Origin of the sequence: Dyadobacter sp. 22481, assembly GCF_052044875.1 — a bacterium.
Taxonomy (GTDB): domain Bacteria; phylum Bacteroidota; class Bacteroidia; order Cytophagales; family Spirosomataceae; genus Dyadobacter; species Dyadobacter endophyticus.
In genome coordinates this window covers 1,826,990-1,848,304 of the sequence record NZ_JBQENV010000002.1, presented here as the reverse complement: position 1 = coordinate 1,848,304, position 21,315 = coordinate 1,826,990, and the positions used below count along the sequence as shown (strand labels likewise).

The 21,315-nt window shown below is 48.1% G+C and carries 25 protein-coding genes; 13 read left to right on the top strand and 12 right to left on the bottom strand.

Translation table 11 applies throughout. The features are described 5' to 3' along the window. Positions 1–4 precede the first annotated feature (4 nt). The gene (locus ACTJJJ_RS17850; RefSeq protein ID WP_440702559.1) at positions 5–340 is read right to left on the bottom strand and encodes a PadR family transcriptional regulator; all 336 of its coding nucleotides are present in this window, start codon (positions 338–340) and stop codon (positions 5–7) included. A gap of 1,311 nt (positions 341–1,651) precedes the next feature. Between ACTJJJ_RS17850 and ACTJJJ_RS17845 the strand changes: the two genes are divergently transcribed. Both ACTJJJ_RS17845 and ACTJJJ_RS17840 read left to right on the top strand, forming a co-directional pair. Next, positions 1,652–1,873, top strand: a complete 222-nt coding sequence (locus tag ACTJJJ_RS17845) for a putative quinol monooxygenase (protein WP_440702558.1) — start codon at positions 1,652–1,654, stop codon at positions 1,871–1,873. Positions 1,874–2,045: 172 nt separating this feature from the next. Further along, complete coding sequence (locus ACTJJJ_RS17840; RefSeq protein WP_440702557.1) at positions 2,046–2,558, top strand: VOC family protein; 513 nt, start codon at positions 2,046–2,048, stop codon at positions 2,556–2,558. Between the two features lie 154 nt (positions 2,559–2,712). Here the strand turns inward: ACTJJJ_RS17840 and ACTJJJ_RS17835 are convergent, their stop codons facing one another. Then, positions 2,713–2,868: a hypothetical protein gene (locus ACTJJJ_RS17835; protein ID WP_440702556.1), complete on the bottom strand. Its 156-nt coding sequence runs from the start codon at positions 2,866–2,868 to the stop codon at positions 2,713–2,715. Between the two features lie 12 nt (positions 2,869–2,880). Then, a complete protein-coding gene (gene uvrA / locus ACTJJJ_RS17830; RefSeq protein WP_440702555.1) occupies positions 2,881–5,436 on the bottom strand; it encodes an excinuclease ABC subunit UvrA in 2,556 nt (851 codons plus the stop codon). A 685-nt stretch (positions 5,437–6,121) separates the two neighbouring features. Here uvrA and ACTJJJ_RS17825 point away from each other — a divergent pair. The 3 genes from ACTJJJ_RS17825 (at position 6,122) to ACTJJJ_RS17815 (ending at position 8,637) form a co-directional block, all read left to right on the top strand. Continuing rightward, positions 6,122–6,712: a TetR/AcrR family transcriptional regulator gene (locus tag ACTJJJ_RS17825; RefSeq protein ID WP_426293549.1), complete on the top strand. Its 591-nt coding sequence runs from the start codon at positions 6,122–6,124 to the stop codon at positions 6,710–6,712. Positions 6,713–6,811: 99 nt separating this feature from the next. After that, entirely contained in the window at positions 6,812–7,579 is a 768-nt protein-coding gene (locus ACTJJJ_RS17820; RefSeq protein WP_188932769.1) for an SDR family oxidoreductase, read from the top strand. 56 nt (positions 7,580–7,635) lie between these two features. Further along, the gene (locus ACTJJJ_RS17815) at positions 7,636–8,637 is read left to right on the top strand and encodes an NADP-dependent oxidoreductase (protein ID WP_440702554.1); all 1,002 of its coding nucleotides are present in this window, start codon (positions 7,636–7,638) and stop codon (positions 8,635–8,637) included. An 89-nt stretch (positions 8,638–8,726) separates the two neighbouring features. On the opposite strand, the gene ACTJJJ_RS17810 is transcribed toward ACTJJJ_RS17815, so the two are convergent. The 3 genes from ACTJJJ_RS17810 to ACTJJJ_RS17800 all read right to left on the bottom strand — a co-directional run bounded on the left by ACTJJJ_RS17810 (position 8,727) and on the right by ACTJJJ_RS17800 (position 10,225). Beyond that, positions 8,727–8,954 carry a hypothetical protein gene (locus ACTJJJ_RS17810; RefSeq protein WP_188932773.1) on the bottom strand — a complete coding sequence of 76 codons (228 nt, stop codon included), beginning with the start codon at positions 8,952–8,954 and terminating at the stop codon, positions 8,727–8,729. Positions 8,955–9,160: 206 nt separating this feature from the next. After that, a complete protein-coding gene (locus tag ACTJJJ_RS17805; protein ID WP_440702553.1) occupies positions 9,161–9,529 on the bottom strand; it encodes a glycosyltransferase family 9 protein in 369 nt (122 codons plus the stop codon). Between the two features lie 87 nt (positions 9,530–9,616). After that, positions 9,617–10,225 carry a hypothetical protein gene (locus ACTJJJ_RS17800; protein ID WP_440702552.1) on the bottom strand — a complete coding sequence of 203 codons (609 nt, stop codon included), beginning with the start codon at positions 10,223–10,225 and terminating at the stop codon, positions 9,617–9,619. 264 nt (positions 10,226–10,489) lie between these two features. On the opposite strand from ACTJJJ_RS17800, the gene ACTJJJ_RS17795 reads away from it, so the two are divergent. Beyond that, the gene (locus ACTJJJ_RS17795; protein ID WP_188932777.1) at positions 10,490–10,927 is read left to right on the top strand and encodes a hypothetical protein; all 438 of its coding nucleotides are present in this window, start codon (positions 10,490–10,492) and stop codon (positions 10,925–10,927) included. Between the two features lie 186 nt (positions 10,928–11,113). On the opposite strand, the gene ACTJJJ_RS17790 is transcribed toward ACTJJJ_RS17795, so the two are convergent. Then, positions 11,114–11,488 (bottom strand): hypothetical protein, encoded by a 375-nt coding sequence (locus ACTJJJ_RS17790; RefSeq protein WP_440702551.1) that lies wholly within the window; start codon positions 11,486–11,488, stop codon positions 11,114–11,116. A 114-nt stretch (positions 11,489–11,602) separates the two neighbouring features. Between ACTJJJ_RS17790 and ACTJJJ_RS17785 the strand changes: the two genes are divergently transcribed. Together ACTJJJ_RS17785 and ACTJJJ_RS17780 are read left to right on the top strand one after the other, a co-directional pair. Further along, the gene (locus ACTJJJ_RS17785; protein WP_440702550.1) at positions 11,603–12,067 is read left to right on the top strand and encodes a response regulator; all 465 of its coding nucleotides are present in this window, start codon (positions 11,603–11,605) and stop codon (positions 12,065–12,067) included. An 82-nt stretch (positions 12,068–12,149) separates the two neighbouring features. Continuing rightward, positions 12,150–12,620 carry a response regulator gene (locus tag ACTJJJ_RS17780; protein ID WP_188932787.1) on the top strand — a complete coding sequence of 157 codons (471 nt, stop codon included), beginning with the start codon at positions 12,150–12,152 and terminating at the stop codon, positions 12,618–12,620. 98 nt (positions 12,621–12,718) lie between these two features. Here the strand turns inward: ACTJJJ_RS17780 and ACTJJJ_RS17775 are convergent, their stop codons facing one another. After that, positions 12,719–13,156, bottom strand: a complete 438-nt coding sequence (locus ACTJJJ_RS17775) for a hypothetical protein (protein WP_440702549.1) — start codon at positions 13,154–13,156, stop codon at positions 12,719–12,721. Between the two features lie 135 nt (positions 13,157–13,291). Between ACTJJJ_RS17775 and ACTJJJ_RS17770 the strand changes: the two genes are divergently transcribed. Both ACTJJJ_RS17770 and ACTJJJ_RS17765 read left to right on the top strand, forming a co-directional pair. After that, positions 13,292–13,843, top strand: coding sequence for a YciE/YciF ferroxidase family protein (locus ACTJJJ_RS17770; protein WP_188932791.1), 552 nt, complete (start codon positions 13,292–13,294; stop codon positions 13,841–13,843). A 17-nt stretch (positions 13,844–13,860) separates the two neighbouring features. After that, entirely contained in the window at positions 13,861–16,053 is a 2,193-nt protein-coding gene (locus tag ACTJJJ_RS17765; protein ID WP_440702548.1) for a catalase, read from the top strand. A 52-nt stretch (positions 16,054–16,105) separates the two neighbouring features. Here ACTJJJ_RS17765 and ACTJJJ_RS17760 read toward each other — a convergent pair whose 3' ends face one another. The 4 genes from ACTJJJ_RS17760 to ACTJJJ_RS17745 all read right to left on the bottom strand — a co-directional run bounded on the left by ACTJJJ_RS17760 (position 16,106) and on the right by ACTJJJ_RS17745 (position 18,093). Then, the gene (locus tag ACTJJJ_RS17760; RefSeq protein WP_188932795.1) at positions 16,106–16,576 is read right to left on the bottom strand and encodes an ankyrin repeat domain-containing protein; all 471 of its coding nucleotides are present in this window, start codon (positions 16,574–16,576) and stop codon (positions 16,106–16,108) included. Positions 16,577–16,760: 184 nt separating this feature from the next. Continuing rightward, positions 16,761–17,090, bottom strand: a complete 330-nt coding sequence (locus tag ACTJJJ_RS17755) for a DMT family transporter (RefSeq protein ID WP_188932797.1) — start codon at positions 17,088–17,090, stop codon at positions 16,761–16,763. Positions 17,091–17,163: 73 nt separating this feature from the next. Continuing rightward, the gene (locus ACTJJJ_RS17750) at positions 17,164–17,727 is read right to left on the bottom strand and encodes a Crp/Fnr family transcriptional regulator (protein WP_440702547.1); all 564 of its coding nucleotides are present in this window, start codon (positions 17,725–17,727) and stop codon (positions 17,164–17,166) included. A gap of 6 nt (positions 17,728–17,733) precedes the next feature. Beyond that, positions 17,734–18,093 (bottom strand): DUF4180 domain-containing protein, encoded by a 360-nt coding sequence (locus ACTJJJ_RS17745; protein ID WP_188932801.1) that lies wholly within the window; start codon positions 18,091–18,093, stop codon positions 17,734–17,736. 443 nt (positions 18,094–18,536) lie between these two features. Here ACTJJJ_RS17745 and ACTJJJ_RS17740 point away from each other — a divergent pair, with 443 nt between their 5' ends. From ACTJJJ_RS17740 to ACTJJJ_RS17730, 3 genes are all read left to right on the top strand, one after another. Continuing rightward, the gene (locus ACTJJJ_RS17740; protein WP_440702546.1) at positions 18,537–19,748 is read left to right on the top strand and encodes a sensor histidine kinase; all 1,212 of its coding nucleotides are present in this window, start codon (positions 18,537–18,539) and stop codon (positions 19,746–19,748) included. Further along, the gene (locus ACTJJJ_RS17735) at positions 19,741–20,154 is read left to right on the top strand and encodes a response regulator (protein WP_188932805.1); all 414 of its coding nucleotides are present in this window, start codon (positions 19,741–19,743) and stop codon (positions 20,152–20,154) included. Before ACTJJJ_RS17740 ends, ACTJJJ_RS17735 begins: the two co-directional genes overlap by 8 nt. A 179-nt stretch (positions 20,155–20,333) precedes the next feature. Beyond that, positions 20,334–21,305 (top strand): glycosyltransferase, encoded by a 972-nt coding sequence (locus tag ACTJJJ_RS17730; protein ID WP_440702545.1) that lies wholly within the window; start codon positions 20,334–20,336, stop codon positions 21,303–21,305. Positions 21,306–21,315 lie beyond the last annotated feature (10 nt).

Here is a 21,315-nt window from a genome sequence, read left to right as displayed (position 1 = left end):
ATGATCAGTTCCATTCCAGGCGGATCGCAGGCAGGATCCGGTCCCATAACCGGTTGCGGACCGCCCTTGCCTCTTCCAGAATTCGGCCGCCCAGGCCTGTTACTGCATACAGCCGCTTCCGCCGACCTCCCCTTTCCGCAGTTGCTTCGCCCCAGACAGATTTTAGATAGCCTTTTTGTTCAAGGCGCTGCATGGCTGCGTGCACGGCACCGGATGTCACCATATTACCCGTTTCGCGTTCCAGTTCCTCCGCAATGGCGACCGTGTAAGCGTTTGGCGACAATGCTGCAACCGCTAGCAGAACGACCTCTTCAAATTCACCCAGATCACTCCTTCTCATTTATAAAACAGGGCTTAATCAGTTCCAATATATAATCTGTTTCGGTATAACAAATGGAGTGCCAAAAATGTGAATAAGCCCAAAACCAGTAGGATCAGTCATTTAACAAATAAGACCGAACCGTAATCGTCCGAATTTGGACAATCAGTGTTCAGCCCTGGACAACGGACAGCGGATGAAAATAGAAGACATGATCACCTTTGAAAGCTCATTGAAGTTTGTTGCATTCAAGAAATTGCCCCTGCTAGGCATCATCTCGTAATAATTGTTATATGTTGATAGTAAAAACAATCCTTTTCACGGCAGAGCAATGTCGAAATCAAGTCTGAGAAATTCCGCGTTCTGGGATACCTCTTATAAGTCCAAACAACAGAACTTGAATCACTGATAGACAGAAATCAATCAACAAAATTGCATCCCACCGCTGTTGACATATTAGGACAATCCGTAAAATATCATAGGCTTGCCAATTCCGACAATCTTTGCAAATCAACAAGCAATTGGTTCGACATTAGTTCCGTTGCGGGTACGGAAGCTCCTTAGCGCAAGCTGAGGAGCTTTTTTGTGTTTGGAGTAGAAAAAATACAATTTCAACTCGATTTCGTATTATTTTATCGACATTTGGGTTCGACTCCGGTTGTGGGGACTAAATTGAACTTTTTTATGCAACCCTTAAAAACAGGAGAGTATTTTTCTACATACTAGTTTGACTATCAGCTAGATAAAACTCACAAATCGAATTAAATATCCGGTTCGGCAGACCAGGTACACAAGATAGAATTTAGGTGGTACTTGATGGGTGCTTTGTCTCAATAAGTCAGCTGATCGAAAGACTTCAAAAAACAATAGGTAGGAGTTGAAACCAGGGGCAATCAGTGCGTTCATACTTTAGCAACTCAAAAATTCTTAAAAATGCCCCTAAGTCGTTCGTCAGTGCAGCAGTTCCTTCCGTGCAGCCCGTGAAGCAAGTGCAGGACACACGAAATTGACAATCAGATATGGCCATTTGGAATAAGTCGTGCTCGTCGATGTAGTTGTCGATAAGTATACAAGTAGTGATTTTTTCCATGAAGTACTTTTTAAAAAAGCATTTCAGAAGCATGAATGGAACAGATCAATATGTCCCAGGTTATTCACTGTGTTATTCTCACAAAACCCTCCCATCTAAGACAAAGGCAGAAGTACCGCACCGGATATTTTTGCTTCCGAACGAATACCAGCAGTATAATCCCAAAGATTAACGCTTGACTTTAATACCATCCCATCACAAGGATGTATTAACTTCATTTCATTTAAACTAATCAAACAGTTATGGTAAAATTGGCAATTCTGGCAAGGCTTGAAGCTAAGCCAGGTAAAGAACAAGACGTCGCGGACTTTCTCAAAGGTGCCTTGCCTTTGGCGATGGAGGAAGCAGGTACCATCAACTGGTTTGCCCTGCAAATAGGTCCTTCCACATTCGGAATTTTCGATACATTCGAAACTCAGGAAGGCAGGGCGGCACATTGGGAGGCGAGATCGCCAACGCATTGATGGCAAATGCGCCGGACCTGCTTGCAGTTGATCCGGTCCTTGAAATGGTCGACTTACTGGCAGTCAAGTAAACATTGAGTACTACTACCCTTCATAATAATTGTGTTTAGGCTCTTCATAGAAAATCTAGATGCGGCAGTGATCCTATTTTTAAAATAATTAATTTATAAGCATGTCCACGTTCAAGAATCTGTTAATCCTTGCTACACTCCTCTTTGGCGGTCTCGTTCACGCACAATCCAATTTTACAAGTAAATCCATCGGAGTCGGCGTAGTGGTAGCAGACATGCAACGCTCGTTGGATTTCTATATAAAAGGGATCGGCATGGTCAAAACCGGTAATTTCACAATCAATGCAGAATTCGGTAAACGAGGCGGTTTAACAGGTGGTGAAGCGGTCGACGTAAACATTCTTAAACTCGAAAATAGCCCCGAAAGCACCGATTGGAAACTGATGAGTTTTGGCAAAAAGGCAGGTCATCCAAAGCCAAAATTCATTCAGGACGATACTGGTCTGCAGTATATCACCATTCAGGTCAAATCCTTACAGCCCATCATTGACAGGCTAAAGGAACAAAACGTGACTTTCCTGGGCAACACACCTACGCCTCTAACAAAAGATTCACACTTCGTACTGGTCCAGGATCCGGACGGAACATTTGTGGAGCTGATCGGGCCCATGTAATCGTGAAGTTTTTCACGAAACGAACCCAAGCCCTTCAACGCAAGTTGAGTAGCTTTTTTCGTCTAAAACCTCGAAAAATTGCAATTTGACTTCATTTTTGGATAGTCTTCAACGGGTTTTTGGTTCGACTTCGGCTATGGTAACTAAACAGGATTTATTTTGACGTGCCATAGGAATTGGTGAAGGCAATTTCCAGGGTAACTTTTGATACTTCACGAATATCGATATAGTTGTATGCCTCGTTTGCAGGCCAATCGGGATTCCCAAATGCCTGGCAGCCCGCACCATTCTTCATATCCAGCATGACCATATTTGAATCGTCCTAAGAGGTAATCTTTGATCTTTTAAATGGCGTTTTCTTATTAAAATGACCTGCCAGATATTTTCCCGTTTGACTTGCTGGTTCACCGGCAACAGTTGCTGTCGGACCGCTTACAACGATTTGCCCACCTTCATCTCCGGCACCTGGTCCAACGTCGATCACCCAATCGCTGTTTGCGACAACGTGCATATCGTGTTCGATTACAATGACCGTATTTCCCTGATCAACCAACTTATTGAGCTGGACAAGTAAATTGTCCACATCAGAAGGATGCAGTCCTGTTGTGGGCTCATCAAGAATATATAACGTATTGCCATTCTGAGCCCGTTGCAACTCGGTGGCCAGCTTTATTCGCTGCGCCTCACCTCCTGAAAGTTCAGTAGCCGGTTGACCAAGACGCAAATATCCCAGACCAACCTGACGGACGACATCCAGCGCCCGGTTGATTTGAGGTTCAGATTCAAAAAAGTCAAATGCTTCATCCACCGTCAGGGCAAGTACCTGGGCAATATTTTTGTCGTGATATGTAATTTCCAGCGTCTTTTCATTGTAACGACTCCCATGACAGGTCGGGCAGGGTGTATAAACGCTTGGAAGAAACAAAAGCTCAACCATTACAAAGCCTTCGCCTTCGCAGTTCGGACAGCGTCCCTTTGCGACATTGAAAGAAAAACGACCTGCGTCGTACTTCCTTCCCTTTGCCATTTTGGTATTTGCAAACAATTTACGGACATAGTCAAACAGGCCTGTGTAGGTTGCCAGGTTTGACCGGGGCGTTCGTCCGATTGGTTTCTGATCGACTGGTATTAATCTGCGGATATGACTCATCCCTTCCAGGATATAGCCCGTCGTTGTTTTTGGGCTTTCTGTCTGAAGAAGATTATCATCCTGATCCTCTGTGCCAGGTATTTGTTGTCCTAATTTCTCCAAAACAAGCGCTACAAGCGCCTGACTGATCAAACTACTTTTCCCCGAACCCGATATGCCGGTGACACTGGTCAATACGCCCAATGGAAAGTCGGCATCAACGTGCTTTAAATTATTTCGGCTTACGTCCCTTAGCCGCAGCCATCCTTTCGCCTGTCTTTCAGACCTTTGGCTCTGATCCACATTAAACAGATATCGCCTTGTAACGGATCTGTCTATTTTTTCCAATCCCTGCAAAGGGCCACTGTAAAGTATTTCACCCCCCTTTTCACCCGCGCCCGGTCCTACATCGACAATCCAGTCCGCATGGCGTATGATTTCGACCTCATGTTCGACAACAAAAAGCGAATTTCCAGCTGCTTTTAACCGGCCCAGTGCCCGGAGCAATGATTGCGTATCTGCCGGATGAAGACCTGCCGATGGTTCGTCGAGCACATAGATGACGCCAAAAAGATTGGAATGTATCTGAGTCCCCAGCCGCAGGCGTTGCAATTCTCCCGGCGAAAGCGTGGGGGTGCTTCTTTCAAGGGTCAGATACCCAAGCCCCAGATCGATAAGTACATCCAGGCGGGATAAAAGATCATGACCTATGCGTTGAAGCACCAATGCCTTTTCCGGATGTTTCTGGTCTAAGCTATCATTTTTGGTGTTTAGGCATGAAGATATAATATCACGTAAACTCTTGATATTTAGTTGATAAAATTCCGCAATATCCATCCCGGCAAATTTTACAGATAAAGGCTCAGGACGCAGGCGCTTTCCATGGCAGACGGGACATTGCGCGCTCAGCATAAATTTTGACACGCGCTTTTTCATCGCCTGGCTCTGCGAATTCGCAAATGTTTGCATCACATACCTTTTAACGCCGGTGAAGGTGCCCATATAGCTAGGTTCCATTTTTCGCGACAGGGCTTGTTGGACTTGTGCCATAGTAAGTCCGGAATAAACCGGAACAACCGGCTGCTCCTCCGTAAACAAGATCCAATCCCTGTCTTTCTGCGGCAGATCACGCCAGGGTATGTCCACGTTGTAACCAAGTGTCATCAATATTTCCCGCAGGTTCTGCCCCTGCCAGGCGGTGGGCCAAGCTGCGATGGCTTTCTCCCTGATCGAGCGTGAATCATCGGGCACCATCGAATGCTCTGTCACTTCATAGACAACCCCCAGGCCGTGGCATTCCGGACAGGCGCCTTCCGGGGTATTTGGTGAAAACGATTCTGCATATACGATCGACTGACCCGCAGGATAGTCTCCCGCCCTCGAATACAGCATCCTGATCAGATTTGAGATCGTTGTGACGCTGCCCACCGAAGAGCGCGTGCTTGTGGCTCCCCGCTGCTGCTGCAGAGCGATAGCCGGAGGAAGACCATCTATACTGTCGACCTGAGGAATAGACATTTGATTAAAAAGCCGTCTTGCGTACGGAGAGACTGACTCCAGGTAACGACGTTGCGCTTCGGCATACAACGTCCCGAAAGCAAGTGATGATTTACCAGAACCCGAGACACCGGTAAATACTACCAGTGCACCTCTGGGAACTTCCAGATCGACATTCTTAAGATTATTCTCTTTGGCTCCTCGTACTTTAACGAAGTCAGAAGCAGGTAGCGATGGTGATTCTTTTGACATTAGATCTGGGATAAAAATTCACCATAAAAAATAGTCCCAGAGCTTTGGCAATAGTTTTCTGGAAGTTCGTGTTAAGCAAATCTCGTAACTTTATTTGATCCCTCGCAATCAAATCTTAAAGTCGTGAAGGTTGGGCGCAAATTGAAGAATGTGAAAGACCTGAAAAAATTTAGCATAAAGGCGGGAACGAAGTATGGGAATGAGAACCAACTTAAATTGAAAACGGTCATAATGGTTATTGGAATCATACCAATCACCGAGATTGCCCAACGCAATACTTGATAACCGCGAATATCTACCCTACTAATTTCAAATCTCCCGGTACCATTTTCTTCCGCCATATCTTACTTCATGCCAAAATTTTCCGCTCAGGTATTGGGTAATCCTGACCAAACCCCTGGCGTTGCACTCCCCAAGGTAAAGAGAATCCAAGGAATCGGCTCGTTTTGGGATACCTTTTATAAGTCCAAACAACGGAACTTAAATCACTGATAGACAGAAATCAATCACCAAAATTGCCTCCTACCCCTGTTGACATCCTAGGACAATCCGTAAAATATCATAGGCTTGCCAATTCCGACCGGCACCGGTTAGCATTAAAATTTAATGGTGGAAAAAAACAGAAGTTTTGTTAGAAAAATAAACTTTTTGGTATATTTTTGTCAAAATAAATTCTTGCCAAGACATGCTTACCAAAGCGGAAAGGACCAAACAATTCATATTAGAAACAGCAGCACCCCTTTACAATGAAAAAGGCATATCAGGTGTAAATATAGATGACGTGCTGGCAGCGACCCGGTTGACGAAGGGTTGTCTATACGGGCATTTTGAAAACAAGGAAGACCTTTCCGGACAAGTAGTTGATTTGTTATTGAAGAAAATATCTGACAAAATCCACTTGGCAGTAGCGGAAAAGAAAACGTCAAAAGGAAAAATTTTCGCGTTTCTGGACTTCTATAAAGACCCAATTGACACGTATATTTCAGGCGGTTGCCCAATTTTCAATACTGCGGTGGATGCAGACGACAATTACCCGCTTATCAAAAAGAAGATAGCTGGCGTGTTCCGGGCCGGCCAGCAGGATCTTATAAATGTACTTACCGAAGGAATCAGTAACGGAGAATTCTCTTCGAATCTCGATGCCCCGGTGTTTGCTTTTAAATTAATGGCATCCATAGAAGGTGGTATCGTTATGTGCAGAACGATGGATACTGCAAAGCCGATGCAGTCACTAATTAAAAGCCTGAAGGCCGAACTGGAACAATACGAAATCTAATTTTTTTGACACAAAATAGACCAAAAAGTATATTTATACCGAGCGTTAGATGAGAAATTCGTTGGCAGCTCGCACCCACAATCTCAAACTTTTAGTACGATGAATCTGAACAACAAAACAATCCTGATAACCGGCGGTGCATCAGGTATAGGTCTGGAAGCGGCAAAGCAGTTTTTGGACCTCGGGGCCAGGGTGATTATTACGGGCAGAAGCCAGCAGAAACTGGATACAGCAAAAAAATTGTATCCGAAACTAATTGCCATCCGAAGCGATGTGGGCAATGCCGCAGATTCCGCACTTCTCCTCGACAGGGTTAAAGAGCTGGGTGGTATTGATATCCTCTACAATAATGCAGCTGTTCTTGTCCCACCCTCAAATCTGGGGATCGCAAACGACAAGCATGCAGAAGGTGCAGCCTACGAAATGGAAGTTAATTACCTGGGTGTCATAAGGCTGAATAATCTCTTTATAGATATGCTGCAATCGAGAAAAGAAGCTGCGATTATAAATACAACATCGATATTGAGCGAAGCACCTTCCTTAATTGAGGCGACTTATTCGTCGTCCAAAACTGCGCTGGCCTTTTACACGACATCGCTTCGCGAGCACTTGAAGATTATCGGGAGCAACATAAAAATATTTGAACTTATCCCGCCGCTAGTCGCAACGGAGATGACAGCAGACAGAAACGACAAAAAAATATCTGCGGAAGAAATGGTCAAAGGCCTCATCGAAGGTTTACGAAAAGAGCACCGAACCATCCGCGTGGGCGACGCAAAAATCTTCAATCTAGTTAACAGGCTGTTCCCGAAAATTGGTTTTGGGATACTTAATCCGAAGAAAAGCCACCAGCTTTTGAGAAATTAAAGGTCTTACGTAAGACGATTCAAAGAACTTAGTCTCCTGAAAAAACAGAAAAAAACATGAAAGCATTTCAAATCAGAAAATACGATAAAAAAGCAGCGCTTCTACTTGCGGAGGTACCCAGGCCATCTGTGAAAGACAATGAAGTTTTGGTAGAGGTACACGCCAGTGGCTTGAACCTTCTGGACTCGAAGATCAAGTCGGGTGAGCTTAAAACGATACTACCTTACCAGTTTCCATTAATCCTTGGGCATGATGCCGCCGGGACGGTGATCCAGGTTGGTAAAAATGTAAAACACTTCAAAGTCGGTGACCCCGTTTATGCACGTCCGGCCGATTTTCACATCGGAACATTTGCCGAATACATTGCCATCAATGAAAACGACCTGGCTTTAAAACCAAAGAACATTTCAATGGAAGAAGCGGCATCTATCCCACTCGTCGCTTTAACCGCCTGGCAGGCACTGGTTGAAATCGGCAATGTACAGAAAGGTCAGAAAGTCTTTATCCAGGCAGGATCCGGAGGTGTCGGCACGATTGCTATTCAGCTGGCTAAATACCTGGGAGCAACTGTGGCGACAACAGCCAGTGAAAAAAGCTTTGACATACTAAAAAGTCTTGGTGCGGATGTACTGATCGATTATAAGAAACAGGATTTTGAAAATGTATTGCAAGATTATGATCTTGTGCTTAACAGCCAGGACACGGCTACACTTAAAAAATCGCTCCATGTACTCAAACCGGGAGGCAAGCTAATTTCAATATCCGGGCCGCCAACACCTGATTTTGCAAGAGCGATCGGTGCTCCCTGGTACATAAAAATGATTCTCTCCCTAACCAGTTCAAGCGTACGGAAAAAAGCGGAAAAACTCGGTGTACAGTATTCGTTCTTGTTCATGAGCGCAAATGGTAAACAGCTGCACGAGATAACAAAACTGATCGAATCGGGAGATATCAAACCTGTTGTGGACAAGGTCTTTCCGTTCGCCCAAACCAATGAGGCACTTTCCTATGTAGAGAGCGGACGGGCGAAAGGGAAAATTGTGGTTAAGGTCAGGTAGAGGCGTGGCGATACCGCGCGGAACGTTACCCAGCCCTGCTCAACCGAAATGGTGTCATTGAAAGATAAGGTATATGTTTCCCGGCATCTTCACACTCCCAATCCGTATGAATTCAAAATCCATTTCAAAACCTTATCCCGCTCCTTCTCGGTTTCGAACCGCCACCGGCCTATCTCGACCAGTCCTCCCGCGCTTGCATTCGTTGGCAAGCGCTCGAAGATAATTTCAAAGCCGCTTGCATTGTCTTTGTTGATACTATCGATAAAATCCAGGTTTATCGCGCGCTGCTGTTTTTCGTTGTGTATGAAGGTTGGCATAGCTGAATAGTTTGAGTTTGTAATAGTTACCCAACATACCCCAATCCCCACATACATCCAAGCGATTGTCATGGAAGGAAGTTTATCCGGGATGAACCGTTCAAATCCATGATGGTATTAACCCAAAAAATTCACCAGTAACAACGGCGATTCCTGGTATTTAATTCGACCTGGCTGTTATCGGTCAATATCGCAACGCCGTTTTTTCACCGGTTTATGCTAAAAACCCTGGCCGCGACACAAGCTAGAGCCAGGTCGGTATCCGTAAAGTTGAGTAGCTGTTTCACTGCGTCTACCACTCTATCCGGTTCCGGGAAAGGTATTTCCTCATGATAAAGGCGGTCGGCGACGTGCCGGATAATGGGGTTTTTACTTCGTAGTTCACGAGTCACCGAGAAAGGAAGCAATACGTAAGGAGATTTCCAGGGCGTGTGCTGGGGATTGGTTTGGGCATACAACACGACGGCCGGCGTCTGTATTGCCGCCGCAATGTGGATTGTCGCCGTATTGACCGACACGACACAAGCTGCTCTTCCAGCGTTCGGCTGGGTATTCCCGTTTCGCTTCCGATACACCCGGATGCAAGATAATGAATGCGCTGCCTACGGGAGGTATTGCTGGAAGAGCAATGCCGTGCGACGGATCGCACGGCGCCCGGTACTTCACTTTAACAGCCCGTCGACCAGCGCTTGCCATTGAATTTCGGAAAACACTTTTTCACCAAACAGCCCTGTGATGGCATTTCTAACCTTGTCGATCAACGAGTCTGATTCGGTGTTAGGATTGATATTGCGGTCGTAAATGGCCGCTGTTACGAGCGTGTCCTCCCGTGTAATAGTGAATGTGCTGGTCGAATTTTCGTCGTAGAAATGGGTAGGCTTATCCTCCCCCGACCCGGGCGCTGCAATCGGGCGTACCCGCAGCGCTGTGCTTTGTACCTCTGTAGAATTAACCCTTTTGATTTCCTCAATTTTCACCCAGTCGTACCCCTCGCCCGATTTTGAGCCGGGACCGGGGATATCGATTTTAATCAGTAATCCCTGCTGCGCCATATCGTCGACAGGGTTCCCGGCAGAATCGGCCAAGATGAAGCGGGCAAGTGCCTCTGCGGCCTGATCATGCCATTGATTGACGTTGAGCAACCTTCCTTCGGCTTGAAAAAAGAAGGCCTTCGCTGTGGTAATATCATCAAAATCGCGGCTTCCCTCGGCTGTTACCGATTCGCCGTGATGCTGTCCGGGTACAGTGCCCGTATAATTTTTGTCCTCCATGATTGTGTACGATTAAAGTCGATTGGCATTGAAATTTAAAAGACGTAACAACAGCCAGGCAGCGTCGCCATTCGAAAACATGCGCGTCAAAACAAATAAACATGCCAGACCACATCTGCCGCGAAATTTTAACCGAGCGCATTTGTGGAAAAACCTCAACTAGGCGCGTGTTTTGATGCTGGTTCGGTTTTTTCGTGTCAATAGCTCATCACAAGCAGCCTGCAAGGCTGCTGATATATTTCTTCATCCAAACCATAAACATCTATGAAACCAGAGATCAGAAACATGCTGGGAGGGATCACAGGGGCTGTCGTGCTTAACCTGGTCCATGAAGTGGCCAAACGCGTTTCCCATAAAGCCCCGCGGGTTGACCTGCTCGGGGAAGAGGCCGTTACCAAAACCGTCGAGGCGATGGGCCTGGAAGCCCCCACCGGCGAGGTCCTGACCGCCTCCACATTTGTGGCCGACCTTGCCAGTAATGCGGGTTATTATGCCATGATCGGTAAAGGTGATGACGACACCATCCTGCTCCGCGGCGCTGGGTATGGCCTTATTGCCGGACTGGGCGCAATAGGTCTTGCCAAACCGCTGGGTCTCAATGAAAGCACGGTCGCCAGAACCGGTGAAACCAAGTTGCTCACAGTAACCTTCTATCTGCTGGGCGGGCTGGCGGCGGCGCTGGCGATGAAGAGCCTTCGGTAAGGAACACCATCGCGCATTGCCATTGGGGCAATTTCATTGAGGCAGTCCCATTGCAATATGGCGGCCCATCAGATGAATAAGCAGCAAAAACCTTTTCGCCAGGTTTCGTAGCAAAAAACTGGTGAAAAGGCGGTGCGCTCCACTAATCGCTTAGCGGAAATAATTACAAATAGCACATAGAACAACCTAGGAGAAATTGGGGAGCGAGAGTATTTCTTTCCGCGAACGCTGCCGCGAAAAATACACACATCCTAATGCGATCACAGCCACACTGCTCACCAATGCCCAAACGGAGCCCTGCTTTTTCGGGACCATGGGTAGCGACACTACACCATCGCGGTTGGTCACTGCCGGTTCGGCTACATACCGGCCGTAGCGCGGCACAGCGCGGTCAGCAAAATTGAGGGCCAGGTCCATCAGTTGCTGGCGCATTTCCCGCCCCTCCATCGGTTTCCCATGCCCTGTGGCGACGATTTCAGGAGAAAGGTCGGCAAGTGCATTGACCGATTTATCGGCCTGATACCAGTTGTAAGTGAAATATTTAGACGGCCCGGAAATCACCGTTCGTTTTTGATTTTGAGTTTCTGGCGTTAAAAATTATGCCGTCCGCCTTCCCTGGCATGGATTTGTTTGCCTTTTAATATCTACGATTTCTATTAGCCATTAGCAGACAAAATGAAGACTATTTATCTTGCCGATGACGACGAAGACGACCGCATGCTGATCCGTCTTGCGGTGCAGGAGGTCATCGCCCCGGTGCGGATCGTCGAGCTGGACTCGGGCGACGACCTCATCAAACTTATCGGGAATCAAGGCATATCGGATGACCCCACGGTGATCATCATGGACATGAACATGCCCCGATTGAGTGGGCTCGAAACGCTCGGCATCCTGAAACTGAGCAATGCTTCCCGCCATATTCCGGTCGTTATGCTATCGACAACTTCAAACCGCGCGCTGGTGCGCGATGCTTATGAGCGCGGGGTCAACGCGTTTCTTGAAAAACCGGTGCACGAAGCGGATTTTGTGAAGCTGGCTAAGGCGGTCGATACCTGTTTTATGAATGCGAGCCACGTCACCGATAAAACGCCTGCCCACGCTGGATTTGCTGGTGAATATCCATCAGCTCCTGGTGGGTAAAATTTGCCGACATTTTCTCTACTGCCCATGACACGACCGGCGAGGAGATGCACGGAAAACAACACACATTCTAACAATTACCATGAGCAAAAAAGAAATTTACCTTGTCGAAGATTCAAGCGACTTTCGCCAACTCCTAAGGGGGATTTTCACCAAATTCCTGCCTGAATACCACGTCAGATTTTTCCAAGGTGGCCAGGAACTTTACCAGTATATGGTATTCCAATCGGCCGAGCAGTTCCAGGGCCGACGCCCCGCACTGATTATTCTCGACCTGCAATTGCCTAATATCAATGGGGTTGAACTCCTGAAACTCATCCGGCAGACGCCGGGTAATAGCGAAACAGAGTGGAAAACGATCCCGGCTGTGATCCTCAGCGGCAGCACCAGTCAGGACGACATCAACCATTGTTACCAGGCCGGAGCCAATTCATATTTTGTTAAACCCATTGATTTTGAAGAGCTTCAAACCTTGCTGAAAACGCTGTGCCGCTACTGGATCGACTATAACCGTCTTGCTAAGGCTGGTGTTCCCAAGCAGATCCTGCGTTAATTATGTAAGCTTCGGTTCATTTGTTCGGGGTCTGTACAAAAAAATCCACAGTGCCCAAAACGGCACTATGCAGCCTATACCAACAACCTTGCCGCTTCTTACTCCTCAATTCCTTCTCCCGCGGGTGCCTGATCTGCAAAGTCCTGCAATACTACTTCCCGGTCGGCCAGGTCACGCCGCATTGTCTCGTCGACTACGAAGCTTATTTTATTTCCAAACAGGCGCTCTCCCGTGTAGAAACGGCTGTCCTGGTAAACATTCTGATCCGAAGGCAGATAGCCGTACGCCAGGTTGTAGCGCTCTATAAATGAAACGAGCGCATGGAACATTCGCTCCCACCAGGCAATGTCCTCTTGGGTACTTCCCATTCCGGGGACGTGTGTACCCGTATATTTTTGCTTGGTAATGTGAACCCGGTACACATAGAGCCGGCCCGACTCTATGTGAAGCATTTTAAAGCGTCCCGAAAAACCTGCGGGCACGCCGTCCAATGCAACTTTCGTTGAAAAAACCAAAGTTTTAATCGTCTCTGACATCGCATTATTGTGGTAGTTGGTGAGGTTGTGCAACAACGCCGCCCTCTGAAACCGATGCGACAGCAACTTGTATACCAGTCTTAAATGCGCTGGAACATGTTTTGCTGAAATGCTCCGATTTTAAACCATGTAACTATGAAAGAGCAAACAAACTCAGAACCTAAATTCAAGACAAAAACCTCGACTACCGCTGAACCGGCCCTATATGAATTATTTCTGGACTGCCTCCGCGATATTTACTGGGCTGAAAACCACCTGGTGAAAACCCTACCCAAAATGAGCCAGGCCGCCAGCTCGAAACAGCTGGTGGGTGCGATTGAACAGCACCTTGCCGAAACAGTGGGACACGTGTCGCGTATTGAGCAGATTTTCGGGCTTTTGGAACAGAAAACCATTGCCAAAAAATGCGACGCGATGGAAGGGCTTACCAAAGAAGGGGAAGGGGTGATCGAAGGTACCGATGCCGGTACTGCCACGCGGGATGTGGGCATAATCCTTTCATCACAAAAAGTCGAGCATTATGAAATTGCCTCCTACCTGGGCCTGATACAGCTCGCAACCACCCTCGGATTAGAAGAAGTGGCTGATATCCTGGCACAAACCCTTGCAGAAGAGCAGGCTAGCGACGAGCTGCTGGCTTCGATCGCGGAAAATGACATTGCATACCAGGCTTCGCAGGAAGCTTAATTTAACCATCAACAACTATGGCGAAAAGAAAAGCGCAACAAAATCCGGAAGTTGACCAGCCGGAAAACGACAAGGTCAGGAGCCTTGCCCAGCATATGGAAGATTCCACAGGCGAGCTGATGAATACCAATACGGGCGTCCGTGTCAACGACGACCAGAATTCCCTTAAAGCAGGCGATCGTGGCGCTTCCCTGCTCGAAGATTTCATTCTCCGCGAAAAAATAACCCATTTCGACCACGAGCGGATACCCGAGCGGGTAGTACACGCACGTGGCTCGGGCGCGCACGGGGTTTTCAAACTCTATGAACCGCTCGCGCAATATACCAAAGCGCAATTTCTCAACGATGCCTCCATCGAAACACCGGTTTTTGTCCGGTTTTCAACCGTTGCGGGGTCGAGGGGCTCTACTGACCTCGCCCGCGATGTGCGGGGGTTCGCTGTTAAATTTTATACACAGGAAGGCAATTTCGACCTCGTCGGGAACAATATGCCAGTGTTCTTCATCCAGGATGCCATCAAGTTCCCCGACCTTGTACATGCCGTAAAGCCCGAACCCGACAACGAGATCCCGCAGGCCGCCTCCGCGCACGACACTTTCTGGGATTTCATATCGGTTATGCCCGAGTCGGCTCACATGATCATGTGGTTAATGAGTGACCGAGCCATTCCGCGCAGCTACCGCATGATGGAGGGTTTCGGTGTTCACACATTCAGGCTCGTTAATGCGGAGGGGGTGAGTCATTTTGTAAAATTCCATTGGAAACCGTTACTGGGAGTCCACTCAGTGGCATGGGACGAGGCTCAGAATATTTCGGGTAAAGACCCCGACTTCCACCGCCGCGACCTTTGGGACGCGATCGAGAGTGGTAACTTTCCTGAATGGGAGCTGGGCTTGCAGATTGTGCCGGAAGAAGATGAATTCAAATTTGAATTCGATCTGCTTGATCCCACGAAAATCATCCCCGAAGAGCTCGTACCGGTTGTCAGGATCGGAAAAATGACGCTCAACCGCAATCCCGAGAACTTCTTCGCCGAAACCGAACAGTCGGCCTTCCATATCGGACATGTGGTACCGGGTATCGATTTTACCAATGACCCATTGCTGCAAGGCAGGCTGTTTTCCTACACCGATACCCAACTGATCCGCCTCGGTGGGCCCAACTTTCAGGAAATCCCTATTAACCGGCCTATTGTTCCCGTTCACAACAACCAGCGCGACGGCTATATGCGCCAGACGATCAACCGCGGCAAGGTCAGCTACGGGCCCAACTCCCTGGGTGATAACTATCCGTTGCAGGCCAAAGCGTCGGAAGGCGGGTTTACTTCCTACCCCGAAAGGATCGATGCGAGGAAAATAAGGGCACGGAGCAAAAGCTTCCTGGATCATTTCAGTCAGGCAAAACTGTTCTTCAACAGCCAGTCTGACCCGGAAAAGAACCATATAATTGAAGCATTCAGCTTTGAATTAGGTAAAGTGCAGTCTAACGATGTACGCCGCCGGATGCTCGGTATTCTTTCAATGGTTGACAAAAGCCTGGCAGCGGCAGTAGCATTTGCACTTCGGCTTTCCGTTCCCGAAGATCCAGAGCTGCCTATGAACCGCAGCATTCCCGCCGACGCCGACCCGGCCGATTACGACCCTATTATTGTCGAAGGCTCGCTCACTGCCTCATCCGCGTTGAGTATGGCTAACAGCCCGAAAGACAGCATTAAAACACGGAAAATAGCATTTCTGGCGGCTGATGGCGTGGATAGCAATTCCCTTAATTCAGTAAAAACGGCCTTGGAAGCAGAAGGCGCTATTGTGGAAGTGATCGCGCCAAGGCTGAATTACATCTTGTCCACAACCGATGAGGAAATCCATGTGCACCACAGCTTCCTCACGGCCGCGTCCGTGCTTTATGACGCAGTGTATGTGCCGGGAGGCACCAATAGTGTGGCAACCGTAGAGGCCGATGCGGACGCCGTCCATTTCCTGAACGAGGCATTCAAGCATTGCAAGGCCATTGCGGCGGATGCCGGCGCAATGCAGGTAATCGAATCGACCTACTTCGCCAGAAAAATTCCGGCGGATTTCTCGGACGATTCGGTGCTGTTGGACGGCATCGTCATCAGCGATGATACGGCCAAACTCGCAAAGCAATTTATCACCGCTATTGCTCAACACAGGTTCTGGGAGCGGGAGAAACCCAGAAAAATCCCTGCATAAAGGAGCTTGGAATCAAATCAGTTTGCCGTCGGTTTGAACCGACGGCATTTTTTTATGCAAGTAAGGTGATGGCTTCCTGGTTGCCTTGTTGCATCGCCAGGTCGAATGCGGATTGGCCCCTGACATCCAGAACACCGGCATCCGCGCCGCTTTCGAGAAGCAATTTCACCAATTCATTACGGCCAAACATCGTAGCGAACATCAGTGCCGTGCCGCCGTTACCGTGCTGGCTGTTCAGGTTTGCGCCATGGCGGATCAACAGGGACGCCACGTCCGGAAGTCCTTTGAATGCGGCGCCCATCAATGCGGTGTTTCCGCCATTATCTCCCGCGTTCACATCCGCACCCGATTCCAGCAGGAGCTCCGCGGCTTCCGGGCGGTTGTTATAACATGCTATCAGTAATGGCGTAAAGCCCTTTTCATCCCGCACATTTACGTCGACACCCCGGCTAAGCAGCTCACGGATCACTTCCAGGTTCCCTACCCGCGCCGCATGTATCAATACATTTGTGTAGTCTTCCATTATCAACTGGTTTTGGTTTCAATGCGCTTGCTACGGATCTAAATCTATACCAGGGATGAAGTCAGGATATTTCGAAGCGCGGGCTCTGCCGTTTTTTCGCTGGATGGGGGCGTAAATTCCACAAGCATTTTCAGGATAAGGGAAATGAACGGGAAACAGAAAAAGCAAGCCTCCCGTAAGATTGTCAATGTTCCGAAACCATTTTCAACCCGGCGATGGAGAGGATTAATGAGGAAATAAAAAATATCCGCCAGAAGCTGACCGGATCTTTAAATACCAATATACCCACAAGCACAGTTCCCACGGCGCCGATACCCGTCCAAACCGCATAAGCAGTACCGATCGGAAGCGTTTGGGTCGCTTTGAGCAGCAACGCCATGCTCACAGTCATGGAAATGAGAAATCCTGTAAACCATAAATACATTTCGTTTCCGCTTGTTTCACGGACTTTTCCTAAACAAGAGGCGAATACGACCTCGAACAGGCCTGCAACGATCAAAATAATCCAGTTCATAACACTTTGTTTTTTTAACAAAGGTCCCGCTCCGGATCGACAAAAAATTTTACAAATGATAAAAAACAAACCTTTACCTGATATCCGCACGGATCCGGCTAAGGCTGACCTGCGTGATCCCCAGGAAGGAGGCGATATGGCACAATTGCACGCGGTGAAGCAAATCGGGGGTGGCCGACATTAAATCGAGATACCTTTCCTGTGCTGTTTTGAACTGCATGGAAATGAGCCGCTCCTCGGTTTTGATCAGCTCCTGCCCTATCAGCTTGCGGCCCCAGTTGGCAATGTGAATATCGTTCGCGAAAAGTTCTTCCAGGTCCTGCGCTCTCATCTGGTAGAGCTCGCAGGCTTCCAGCGTTTCGATGTGCTCGTAACCCGGCTGTCCCGAAACGTAGCTTTTCATCGAAACCACCACATCGCCTTCTTTTCCAAACCAGAACGTGACATCGCCACGGTCCGCGTCCGAGTATGCGCGAACAATGCCGCTGCGGATGAAATAGAGCATCTTTTCGACCCTGCCTGTGCGCATGAGCATATGACCTTTGGGATACCGGACTTCGGAGATGCGTGCTTTCAAAGCCTCTCTCGACTGCGGCGGCAGCGGGTGGAAGTGTTCCAGGATTTCATCTAATTCCATCGCGCATCATATTGATAGTTTCGCGACAGCTTCCTCTACCGAAGACAAAAAGTTAATTTGCCTTCCTTTATTGCTTTCAAAAATGAAATCGCGGAGGCTTTTGCTTTCATAGCGGGCAAAATCCCCTACAATGGCGAGCCGGACGCGGTATGTGGCAAATTTTTGTAAAATTTCGCCTGCCATACCGGTTTTGAGATCGAAGAAGTCCGGCGTGATGTTGGGTTCGTGCAGGATCATCTCACCGTAGCCCTGGTAATACAAGTCTACCATTAGTTGCAGGCTGTCGTCGGGTGTGCGGATGAGAACTTTTTCAGAAGTGACCTCTGCAATCGTAGTTCCGTTCTGTTGATGGAGTTGAATATTCATAACAAAAATATAGCCATACGGTTTATACGTGGCGGTGTGCTAAGATAGTCAAAAAGCACTCCGTGAGGCATATTTAGCAATTGAACTTTTTCTACATTGAAAAATATTTATTCTATTCTTCGTTTTGTCTTAAAGCGATGAATAATACAAGTAGCGCTTACAATCAGCATTGGCTCGCTGCTCTGTATCTGATGCACCGAAGGCATTATTACCATGCAATCGGCCATTAATTGCGGCCTCAATCTCAGGACAACCCACAGCCCCAAATCCACACCGCGGGGGCTTCGCGACAACCTCTCCGATACATTAAAACTATTTTTACAAACTGGACCGAATAGTATTTTTACGGCACTGGCCGGGCTAATTTGCAAAACAAATCAGCGGTTGTTTAGCACGAAATTTATCATTAATATTCGAATTACACCCCCCGCTAATAATGATTCATGACCCTCGAAGATGCAAACCTGCAAGCAATTTCAAATGACCGTATTCCGCTTTGCCGTACGGGCACGGGACCGCTGAAAGCAAACCAGGCAGGGCTGGCCGAGCAGGTGCAGGAGTTTTTCCGGGGACTATTCAACAAATCTGAATGGCCTGCCCGCTGGTACTGCGGTTCCTGGTCGGATTTTCATGGCTGGCTTTACATTATCTCGGACATTCTCATCTGGACAGCCTATTTCCTGATACCCATTTTCCTTATCCGGTTCATTCAGAGCCGAAAAGATTTCCCTTTCCCAAAAACGATCTGGCTTTTCGTCGCATTCATCCTCTTGTGCGGCACCACGCATTTGATCGACGCACTCATATTCTGGCTGCCCGTGTACCGTGTCAGCGCGTTGGTCAGGTTCGGCACGGCCATCATATCGCTGATAACCGTTTATTATTTATTCAAAATATTTCCCAATGTGCTGTTACTAAGGTCTGTGTCTGATCTGCAACGGGAAATAGACGAGCGGACTTCGGTGGAAGAAAAGATGGCACAGAAGAATAGTCAACTGCAAAGTTTTACCCACATTTTGTCCCATAATCTGCGCAACCATTCAAGCAATATTGCGCTGCTCGCGGATTTTGTCGATGAATCCACGCTTACCAAAGACAATGAGGAGCTGTTCCAGAAGATCAAAACCGTGTCGAAACACCTGAATGGAACGCTCGACGATCTTTCGCAGGTGATCAAAATCCGCGATAACCATCTGGAAGGCGAGCTATTGAATATCAGAGAGGTTACCCAGCAGGTGCTGGGTGTGCTCGACGAGAGCCTTCACGCGAGTCAGGCGCAGGTCGAGATCGACTTTCAGGAAACGGAGATTACATTCCCGCACATTTACCTGGAAAGCATTCTGATGAACCTGATATCCAACGGTATTAAATACAAGAAAGATGGTGAGCACCCGGTAATCAAACTTCGGTTCTACCGCAATGAAATGGGTTTTAAAACACTGGAATATAGCGATGAGGGTAAGGGTATTGACCTGACCCTGCATGCCGACAAGGTTTTCGGCTTATACAAAACTTTCCATAAACACGAAGATGCTCATGGAGTTGGCTTGTTTTTAATTAAAAATCAAATAGAAGCCCAGGGCGGAGACATTCAGGTTTTCAGTGAGGTCGACGCGGGAATTACATTTAAAATTACTTTCAACGAAAATGCTTGAAATCCTCTGCGTAATTGATGACGACAAAATCTTCACTTACCTGCTAAAACGAATTATTGAAAAAGCCAAAATAGCCCGGGAGATCATTTTTTTCGAGAATGGCCGTGATGCCCTCGATTACATTTCCCTCAACCGCGAAAACACGCTGAAACTCCCGCAATTGATATTGCTCGACATTAATATGCCTATTCTCGACGGTTGGCAATTTCTGAACGAATATGGAAAACTGAAACCGGACGTGCCTCAGCCAATATCGATTTGCATGATGAGTTCTTCGGTCGAGGTGGACGATTACAACCGGGCGATGGGTTCGGGACATGTGATGGATTACCTGCAAAAGCCTGTCCAGATACCTTCGCTGAAACAAGTTACCGATCGCGTACTGTTATTCCTTGGCCCGAAATAGCGGCAGACTTGCTACTTTTGCCTTATTACTAAAAATCAACCGAACTGCCATTCCGTATCCTTATAGCGCCGCTGGACTGGGGACTGGGACATGCCACGCGCTGCATCCCTGTCATCAGGTACCTTATTGACGAAGGATGCGAGGTCACCATTGCCGCTTCGGGTGCTACGGCGGCATTATTGCAAAGCAATTTTCCCGATCTGCCGCAGTTGCCCCTTGCCGGTTACAACATCACGTACAGTCGTAGCGGCGGCACTTTCGTTGCGAAAATATTAGCTCAAATCCCCAAAATCCTGGGAGCGATCGGGCGCGAGCGCCGGTGGCTTCGCGAAATGCAAGCCAGGCACCGGTTCGATCTGGTCATCTCCGACAACCGGTACGGATTGAAAATAAAAGGGTTGAGATCGATTATCATGACCCATCAGCTGAATATTATTACCGGTTTAGGGATGGGCGCCAACTGGCTGATGCGGAAACTGCATTACCGCATCCTCGAAAAATTCGACGCATGCTGGATCGTTGATGTACAGGAAAACGGCGGACTGGCCGGCAAGCTATCGCACCCGCCTCGCATTCCCTCGAATGCACGTTATATTGGCCTGCTATCGCAATTGCGGTCTTCGGCTACGCCCCCGCCAGTTCAAAATAACAGCATACTGATCTTGCTATCAGGGCCGGAACCCATGCGGGAGATGTTGGAAGAAAAGTTGTTTCGGCAAGCCGCGTCTGCCACCGATTACCATTTTCACATCGTGGCCGGCAACCCCTCGGGCGCGGCACGAACCAGGCTGCCTGCGCACATTACGTACGTTACGCACGCCAACGCGGAGGAACTTGCGACAACACTCGCTGACGCCCAACTTGTCATTTGCCGAAGCGGTTATTCCACGTTGATGGATCTGGCGATGCTCGGAAAAAAGGCATTGCTGATCCCTACGCCCGGGCAGTCGGAGCAGGAATATCTGGCTCGGCATTTACAGTCGCAGGGAATCGCTTTGAGCAGGCAGCAAGCCGCTCTCGATCTAAAACAGGATATTCCGGAAGCATTGGGTTACAATGGTTTCAGACTGCAAGGCTATCAGAGCCAACCCAATGAGCTGCGAGAGGCGATCGATAGCATGCTCAGGCAGCCGGGACACCAGTCGGCCTAATGCCCCGGCT